The sequence below is a fragment of the Acidisphaera sp. L21 genome (assembly GCF_009765685.1).
Lineage (GTDB): Bacteria > Pseudomonadota > Alphaproteobacteria > Acetobacterales > Acetobacteraceae > LMUY01.
Window position 1 is genome coordinate 15,525 of the sequence record NZ_LMUY01000047.1, and the last position, 8,377, is coordinate 23,901.

At 64.7% G+C, this 8,377-nt stretch carries 6 protein-coding genes; 5 read left to right on the forward strand and 1 reads right to left on the reverse strand.

The annotated features are described in order from the left end of the window. Positions 1–1,204 (reverse strand): glycosyltransferase family 2 protein (locus tag GSQ76_RS10720; protein ID WP_158743908.1); only part of this gene is annotated, 1,204 nt, incomplete at its 3' end. 95 nt (positions 1,205–1,299) lie between these two features. Here GSQ76_RS10720 and GSQ76_RS10725 point away from each other — a divergent pair. The 5 genes from GSQ76_RS10725 to GSQ76_RS32465 all read left to right on the forward strand — a co-directional run bounded on the left by GSQ76_RS10725 (position 1,300) and on the right by GSQ76_RS32465 (position 8,326). Further along, positions 1,300–1,869, forward strand: a complete 570-nt coding sequence (locus GSQ76_RS10725; protein WP_158743909.1) for a cytochrome b — start codon at positions 1,300–1,302, stop codon at positions 1,867–1,869. A gap of 10 nt (positions 1,870–1,879) precedes the next feature. Continuing rightward, positions 1,880–2,086, forward strand: a complete 207-nt coding sequence (locus GSQ76_RS10730) for a hypothetical protein (RefSeq protein ID WP_158743910.1) — start codon at positions 1,880–1,882, stop codon at positions 2,084–2,086. Positions 2,087–2,156: 70 nt separating this feature from the next. Further along, positions 2,157–2,798, forward strand: coding sequence for a 3-oxo-tetronate 4-phosphate decarboxylase (otnC, locus tag GSQ76_RS10735; protein ID WP_158743911.1), 642 nt, complete (start codon positions 2,157–2,159; stop codon positions 2,796–2,798). Positions 2,799–2,999: 201 nt separating this feature from the next. After that, a complete protein-coding gene (locus GSQ76_RS10740; RefSeq protein WP_158743912.1) occupies positions 3,000–6,554 on the forward strand; it encodes a Hint domain-containing protein in 3,555 nt (1,184 codons plus the stop codon). Next, positions 6,554–8,326, forward strand: a complete 1,773-nt coding sequence (locus GSQ76_RS32465) for a glycosyltransferase (protein ID WP_158743913.1) — start codon at positions 6,554–6,556, stop codon at positions 8,324–8,326. Before GSQ76_RS10740 ends, GSQ76_RS32465 begins: the two co-directional genes overlap by 1 nt. The last annotated feature ends 51 nt before the right edge of the window (positions 8,327–8,377 follow it).

Consider the following 8,377-nt stretch of genomic DNA (forward strand, 5'->3'; position numbering starts at 1 on the left):
CGGCGATTGGCCCGACGATGCCGAACTGGCCCCGCACGAGGAATGCCAGCAGCAACACTGCGCCCGTCAACCCATACAGCGGTTGCAGCGTGTCGATGGCTTTGACCGGCAGCATCGCCGTGCCCAGCCGGCCATAGGCGGGATTACCGACCATATGGCGATACCAAAGCTGCGTCTGCAAAAAGCCACCAAACCAGCGCCGCCGCTGACGCAGGAAGGCGGGCAGGGTCGCGGGTGCGTCCGTCCGTGCGTGGGCAGTGCCGATGACGGCGGTGCGCCAGGTCTCGCCCAGCCGTGCCCCGTGATCGCGCATTCGGTGGGTCAGTTCGTAGTCCTCCACCAGGCAGTCGGGATCGAACCCGCCCACGGCTAGCACCGCATCCCGCCGGTAGCAGGCGAAAGCGCCTGAGATCAGCAGCAGCCCATCCACCCGCGCCCAGGCGTAACGGGACAGGAAGTTGCGCACGTATTCGTAGGTCTGAAACCACTGCAGCAGGCGTCCCTGTAAGGATGGCCCGCATAGCGGTGTCAGCACCCCGGTCGCTGCCACCAACCCCGGGTCGGCGGCGAAGGCTTGGCGCATGGCTGCCAACGCAGCTGGGTCTAGCAGGGTGTCGGCATCGATGGTCAGGACGAGAGGCGTCTCAGTCAGCGCGCAGGCAACGTTCAGCGCCCGGGCTTTGCCCCCATGTGGCAAGCGCAGCCAGCGTAGGCTGGGATTGGTTGTGCTGGGTCCGCTCATCTCGCCCATCGCCGGGACGGTAAAGCCATACTGTCCGCCGAGCAGGGCTGCCGTGCCGTCGCTGGAGCCGTCATCCGCGATGATGATCGCATCCGCCCGGCTGGTTTGCTGCAGCAGGGTTTCAAGCATGACCGGCAAGCTACCCACCTCGTTATGGGCGGCAACAATGATTGTTGCGCTCGGCAAAGGCGCGGGATCGGTGTCGCCGGGCTGCCGCAGTAGGGTCAGGGTCTGCCAGAACACGAAGATCAGCAACACTGTGTCATAGCCGACATAGGCCAGCCCCGCCGACCAGGCCAGAATGCCACCGCCGCCGAACGCGCGCGCGAACAGCAACACCCACAGCAGCAACGCTCCGCCATGGATCAGCCGGCTGGTCAGCGGCGTAGGCGGCGGGTTAAAGCGCGGCGAGATGGCGAGCCGAAGGTTTGCCAGATCTCGCTCGATGGCAGTCGTGTTCATTCGAATCCTGTCGAATTTTACACCGGACGGGCAGGCCGGTGATCCGCTATGTGGCGCTGCAGCGAGCGTATGCACCCCGGGGATCCTAAAACGCCATGGTTGTTGCCGACCGTTACACGAGGACCGCGATTACCCTGCACTGGCTCATCGCAGTGCTCATGATCGGCAATGTCACCCTTATCCTGTTCGTGGATACCTTCCCGGACGCGATGGTTCGGCCTGCGATCAACCTCCATAAATCCATCGGCCTCACCGTGCTGGGATTGGGGTTGTTGCGTGTGCTGTGGCGGCTGTCGCACCGTCCGCCGCCGCTGCCGCCTGGGATGCCGGTGTGGGAGCGGCTCGGTGCTCATGCGGCGCACCTCGTGCTGTATGGACTCATTCTCGGCCTGCCGATCTCCGGCTGGGTTCACGATTCTGCGTTCAAGAGCGCGGGTGACTTTCCGCTCTATCTCTACGGAGTAATCCCCTGGTTTCGCATTGGCCCCATCATGGCGCTGGATCCAGCGACGAAAGAGCAGGTTCACACACTCTGGTTCCAGATCCACAGCAGCCTCGCCTACGTCCTGTACGCGATGGTCGCGCTGCACATTCTGGGCGCGTTGAAGCACCAATTTATTGATAAGCAGCCGGAACTGCAGCGGATGCTGCCGGGCCGCAAATGAGGATAATGCCGTGACATTCGCCAAAACGGCGCTTTCAGTGCTCGGCTGGTTGGCGGTGGTTGTGGGGCTGGTGTGGATGGGGCAGGGGTCTGGCTATTTCCCCTATCCCGCTACCAGCTTCATGATCGACCAAACCCCTTGGATCTGGCGTGGCCTCGCCGTCGCTGTGTTGGGTGTCATAGTCGTCCTCGCATCCCGCCGTTTGCACCGCGGTTGATTGGTCGGCGGCGGCCCGATACGATCGGCCCCGCACCCGAAAGGCGACGCATGCATCCAACTCCCCTGCCATGCCGGCGCTAACGCAATCCGCGGCGCGGGAGGCGGTTTGCCAGCTGGGCGCCAGCATTTTCAACCGCGGCCTCACCTTCGGCTCCTCCGGCAATATCAGCGTCCGGCTGGACGAAGGCGGCTGGTTGATGACCCCGACCAACGCCTCCCTAGGCGAGCTTGATCCGGCGCGTCTCTCACATCTTGACGACAAAGGCGCGCTACTGTCCGGCGACGCGCCCACGAAAGAGGGATTTCTGCACCGGGTGATGTACGAGGGCCGGCCGGACGCGGGCGCAGTGGTGCATCTGCATTCCACCCATTCGGTAGCGGTGTCCTGCCTGGCCGATGTCGATCCGCATGACGTGCTACCGCCGATTACGGCCTACTACGTCATGCGGATTGGGCGCCTCCCTCTGGTGCCGTATTTCCCACCCGGCGATATGCGTCTGGCGGAGGCCGTGCGCCCATTGGTGGGCAAACACCACGCGGTTCTGCTGGCAAATCACGGCCCGGTTGTCGCCGGCACGTCCCTCGCCGCAGCGTCCGGCGCGATCGAGGAATTGGAAGAAACGGCGCGCCTGTTCCTGATGCTGCAGGGACATCGGGTCCGCCATCTCACACCGGAACAAGTGGACGAACTGCGGTCGAAGTTTGGCTAACACCGCGATGATCGCAAATAAAAACATAGTATCGAAGCTGCACCGACAACGACAGCCTCAGCTCTACGCAAAATGAGTTAAGTCAAGACTTAAGGACATTTCGGTTCCATTTGGTTTGGCAAAACTGCAATCATTCTGTCATTTTCTTTCGTCTAGGGCCTCGTTTACCAAGTACTCAACTCTCTTGAGCGGACAATCCCAATGGCCAATAGTTCCGTGCCGACCCTCACCGCGTTCACCTCGGGCAACCTGGTGATCAGTATTTCCGGCGACGGGGATGGCAGCGGGACATACGGCGACAACCAGGGGAGCCCGCTCACCCTGCAGGAGGTCACCACCGCCGGCGTCATTCTCGGCCAATTGGTGCTGCCGCAGACCACGACGGTGGTGAACGGCACGACGGAATATGCCTTCTCGGCCGAATATGGCTCCTCGTCGGAAGGGCTGCTGCAGCTCTCAGCCGACGGACAATCGCTGACGGTTGCCGGGTATGCGGTCAATGCCGCCACCTACAACGCCGGCGGGACCGCCGTTTACGGCAACGCCGCGCTTGCGCAGACGACCAGCCTGTCCACCGCGACGACGGTGACGCCGGTGGCGCGCCTCCTCGCCGACATCAGCTACAATGGCACGATCGACACCAGCACAGCCCTGTTCAACGTCGACGACACCAACAATCCGCGCAGCGTCGCCACCATCAACGGCACCAGCTTCTATCTGTCGGGCCAGGGCGTGAAGGGCGACACGACGCAGGGCGTGTTCCTGGCGCAGGACGGCGCCAACGCGGCCACCGCGATCGATACCAGCACCGACACTCGCGCGGTCGAATTTGCCAATGGCCAGCTCTACGTCTCCCGCGACAGCAAGCAGGGCACTGGCGGCGGCACGTCCGACATCGCGACCTATGGCACCACCCTGCCAACAAGTGCGACCACCGCGACCATCCTACCCGGCATCGACGGAACGCTGACCCTGACCGCCGCGCAGGCCAACAGCGTCAACGGCAGCGCTGTCGGCAAGACCGTGAACCTCAGTCCCGAAAGCTATTTCTTTGCCAATGCGACAACGCTGTATGTCGCCGATGGCGGCAACCCGAAGGCGGGCGGGCTGGGCGATGGCGGCCTGCAGAAATGGGTGCTGAGCGGTGGCACCTGGACCCTAGCCTACACACTCTCCGCTGGGCTGAACCTGGTGCCGGATACCGCTGCTTCCGGAACGACGGGGCTTATCGGGCTAACGGGCGTGGTCGTCGGCAATTCGGTGCAGCTCTATGCGACCAATTCCACCGTTGGCGATCTGGACCAGACCTTTCTATACGGGATTACGGACAGCCTTTCTGCCACCACCCTTCCCGCGGCGGAGAACTTCACCGCCCTGGTGACTGCCGCGCCGGACACGAACATCCGCGGCGTGTCCTTCGCACCCAGCGCGTCCGCAGCGGCGCCGACAACGATCACCGTCGTCAGCGGCACGCCGCAAAGCAACGTGACCGTGACCAGCGGGAGCACGCTCACCGTACAGGCGGGTGGCGTCGTCACCAACGCGACCATCCTGTCCGGCGGCACTGCGGTGGTATCCAGCGGCGGCGTGGCGTCCGGCGGCACCATCGCCCATGGCGCGACCGAGACAGTGCTGGGCAGTGCCGCTGGCGCGCAGGTGGACGGAACCCAGATCGTGAGCGCCGCCACGGCGGTGGTCAGCAACGAGACGGTGTATAATGGCGGCGCCGTCGACCTGTTTCTGAAAGGGGCGGCGGCCAACGGCCTGACGCTGACCAATGGCGGCGCGCTGAACATCAGCGGTAATGCCACGGCGACAAACACGATTATCGGCAGCGGCGGCGTCATCAACCTGCAGTCGCCCAAGGCGGTGCTGAGCGGGTCCGTCGCGTTCGCCGGCCCGGGCGCGATCAACGCAGCCGTCATCGTCAGTGCCGGCTTTGGCGACCTGGCCGTTATCTCGGGCTTCGCCGCCGGGGACGTCATCGACCAATCGACGATCGCTGCAGGCGCCACCTTGTCCACCGCCGTGGTCAGCGGCAACACGGTTGCAACCATCACCAGCGGCGCCACCACGCAGTCCTACATCTTTGGGGGCACGACGATCGGTTCGTCCCTTGCATTGGTGAGCGATGGCGCCGGCGGCGAGGAGATCACGATCGGCTCGGCCACCACGGCCCCGGCCGCAACGACGGTGTCCAGCGGCATGTCGGTGTCCAACGTCACCGTTCCCAGCGGGGCGACGCTAACGGTGCAGTCGGGTGGCGCGATCACCAGTTCGACGATACTGTCCGGCGGTATGGCCGTCGTGTCCGGCACCGACGCCAATTCCATCATATCCGCCGGCGGGACCGAGACGGTGCTGGGCAGCGCCACCGGCGACAAGGTGTTCGGCACCCAGATCGTCAGCGCCGCCACGGCCGTGGTCAGCAACGAGACGGTGTTCAATGGCGGGGCGGTCGACCTGTTCCTCAAAGGTGCCGTGGCCAGCGGTGTGACAATTTCCAGCGGCGGCACGCTCAATATCAGCGGCAATGCGACCGCGACCAACACCGTTCTGGTCAATGGCGGCGTGGTGGATCTGCAATCCCCGAAGGCTGTGCTCAGCGGTTCGCTCACCTTTTCCGGTGCCGGGACGCTGCGTGAGTCGGCGGTGGTCAGTTTCGGCTTCGGCGATTTCGCCGTTATCTCCGGCTTCGCGGCCGGCGATAGTGTTGACCTGACGGCGATCGCATCGGGCGCAACGCTTACCTCCACGGTGGTTGGCGGCAACACGGTCGAAACCGTCAATAGCGGCACGACCAGTGAGTCGTTCATGTTTGCTGGCACCTACGTCGCCGGGTATTTCAACCTGGCACCCGACTCCGCCACGGGTGTCGCGATCACCGCAGTGGGGACGCCCTGCTACTGCCCAGGCACCCAGATCCTGACCGACCATGGCGAAGTCGCAGTCGAGGATCTGCACATCGGTGACACGATCATCACCCACCAGGGCACCGCACGTCCAATTCGCTGGATCGGCCGGCGCGCCTATGACGGCCGTTTTGCCGCCGGGCAGAAACAAATCCTGCCAATCGTGATCAGCGCCAACGCCTTGGCCGATGGGCAGCCTCGATGCGACCTAATGGTGTCGCCATTGCATGCGATGTTCATCGACGGTGTGCTTATCCCCGCCTCGGCCCTCGTCAATGGCACGTCGATCGTGCAAGTCCAGAATGTCGAGACGGTCGAATATATCCACATCGAACTGGCCACTCACGACGTGATCGTCGCCAACGGCGCCCCGTCGGAGAGCTTCATCGATGACCACAGCCGCTTCATGTTCCACAATGCCGCTGACTATCGCGCGCTGTATCCGGACGCGACACAGCAGCCCGTCCGTTACTGCGCACCCCGCGTAGAGGACGGCGACCTTGTGGAGGCGGTGCGACGCCGCCTGTCGGCCCGCGTCTCGGCCGCCACCGCGATTGCTGGGCGATTGGATGGCCATATCGATGGCGCGACTCGGAGCCGTGTGTATGGCTGGGCCCGTGACGAGGCCGGTGAGGCCGTACGGCTGCGTGTAAGCGCGAACGACGTCGTGATCTGCGAGGTGAAAGCCGATCAATATCGGGCCGACCTAGCAGATGCCGGGCTGGGTGACGGACGGTACGCCTTTGACGTGGTCATACCTGGCGGTCTGCCCGCCGACGGCACTGTCATCCGCGTGCAACGCGTATCCGACGGCGCGATCTTGGCGGAGCGCCGCTGCGCCTGATGGCAAGGCCTGTTTTGACCGTGGTGGCGCCGTCCGCCCCGGCATGCGGGCATTTGGACAGCGTCACACGGGAGCGCATCATCGGTTGGGCAGCCGGCCCCGATGCGTCGGAGCCGGCGTCGCTGCAGGTGCTGAATAACGGGCGGCCTGTCGCCGAGATCGTTGCCAACATCTATCGCCCCGATCTGGAGGCGGCGGGGCTGGATAATGGCCGCCACGGCTTCGACATCCTCATACCCGGTGGGTTATCGCCGCTGCACCGCCACGTCATTCAGGTTCGGCGGGTGCAGGATGGGGCGGAGCTAATTGGTTCGCCTTGCGTGATCGAGGCCGCGGATAGTTTCGACATCGCTGTGGAACAGGCCATCACCCGCGCGGTGGAGGCAGTGCATAACGAGACCGACCGCAACCGGCTGCTGCACTTCTTGGCGAAACAGGCCGACACCTTGCTGCAGCAGCATGCCGACAATCATGGCAATCGTGGCGCGCGCGCCACGTACCAGCGGCTGGCCCGGCGTTGGGGCCCCACCGCCGACACGTTGCAGCCGCCGAGCCGACGCGCGCTGGTCATCGATGATCGCGTGCCTGTTCAGGGGCGCGACGCCGGGTCACAGGCGATCCTGTCCCACGTCCGTGCGCTGCAGGCGATCGGCTACCAGGTCAGCCTCGTGGCGGCCGACGAATTGGCAGCGAGCGAGAACGCGGCACTGGCCGGGCTTGGGATTTGCCTATGTGGCGCACCCTACTACGCTTCAGTTGAGGAAGTGCTGAGTCGCCAGCGACAGTGCTTCGATGTGGTGTATCTGCACCGGGCTAACATGGCGGCGCGATACCTGAACTTGGCGCGAGAATACCAGCCCGGCGCACGCGTTCTGTATAGCGTTGCCGACCTGCACCACGTTCGTCTGGAACGGCAGGCTGCCGTGGAACAGCGGCCCGAACTGTTGTCCACCAGCCGCGCCTTGCGCCTGGTCGAATGCACCGCCGCCTGGTCCGCCGATGCGGTTCTTACCCACTCGGCAGACGAGGCCACGATCCTGCGACATGCGGTGCCCGAGGCGCAGGTGCATCTTGTTCCATGGTCCATTGCCGTCCGATCGGCCGTGCCTGCATCGGCCGGTCGCAACGGCATCGCCTTCATCGGCAACGGCGCCCACGCGCCCAATTTGGATGCCGCGCGTTGGCTGCTAGATGACGTGTTGCCGCTCGTCTGGCAGGCCGATCCGGCAATCCATTGCCTTCTGGTCGGCGGCGGCTTGCCCGATTACCTACAACGCCGCGCCGATCACCGCATTCGCATTTCCGGCCACGTGGCCGACCTGCAGGCCGGGGTGCTGGACCAGGTTCGGCTGACGGTTGCGCCCCTTCGGTTCGGCGCCGGCGTCAAGGGCAAGGTGCTGGAGAGCTTTGCGGCTGGCGTGCCCTGCGTTATGACCCCGATTGCAGCCGAGGGGCTCAACCTCCCGGCCGACTTGCGATCGCTGGTGGCGGCCGACGCACGCGGCGTCGCGTCCTTGATCCACAGCCTGCATCAAGACGAAGCCGCGCTGAATGCGTTGGCCGTATCGGCACTGCGCTTTGTCCAATCCCACTGGAACGACGCCACAGTCATTGCCGCGCTGCGTGCCGCGATCGAGGGAGGAACGCCTGGGCTGCTCACTTGCCCCAACGCAGCACCATCGCGTCCAGCCGCCGTGCCGCGGCCAGCAAGCCGGCCCGCACCGCCGGGTGCATCGGGACCAGCGGCGCGCGGGGCAACTCGCAGGCGATAATCCCGCCCTCTTGCATCAGCGCCTTGCACGCGAGCAGGCCGCCCTGCCGGT

What these genes read in the sequence shown, in the direction of transcription:
- GSQ76_RS10725 (WP_158743909.1), top strand. Translation starts at nt 1,300, where the DNA reads ATGGTTGTTGCCGACCGTTACACGAGGACCGCGATTACCCTGCACTGG.
- otnC (WP_158743911.1), top strand. Translation starts at nt 2,157, where the DNA reads ATGCCGGCGCTAACGCAATCCGCGGCGCGGGAGGCGGTTTGCCAGCTG.
- GSQ76_RS10740 (WP_158743912.1), top strand. Translation starts at nt 3,000, where the DNA reads ATGGCCAATAGTTCCGTGCCGACCCTCACCGCGTTCACCTCGGGCAAC.
- GSQ76_RS32465 (WP_158743913.1), top strand. Translation starts at nt 6,554, where the DNA reads ATGGCAAGGCCTGTTTTGACCGTGGTGGCGCCGTCCGCCCCGGCATGC.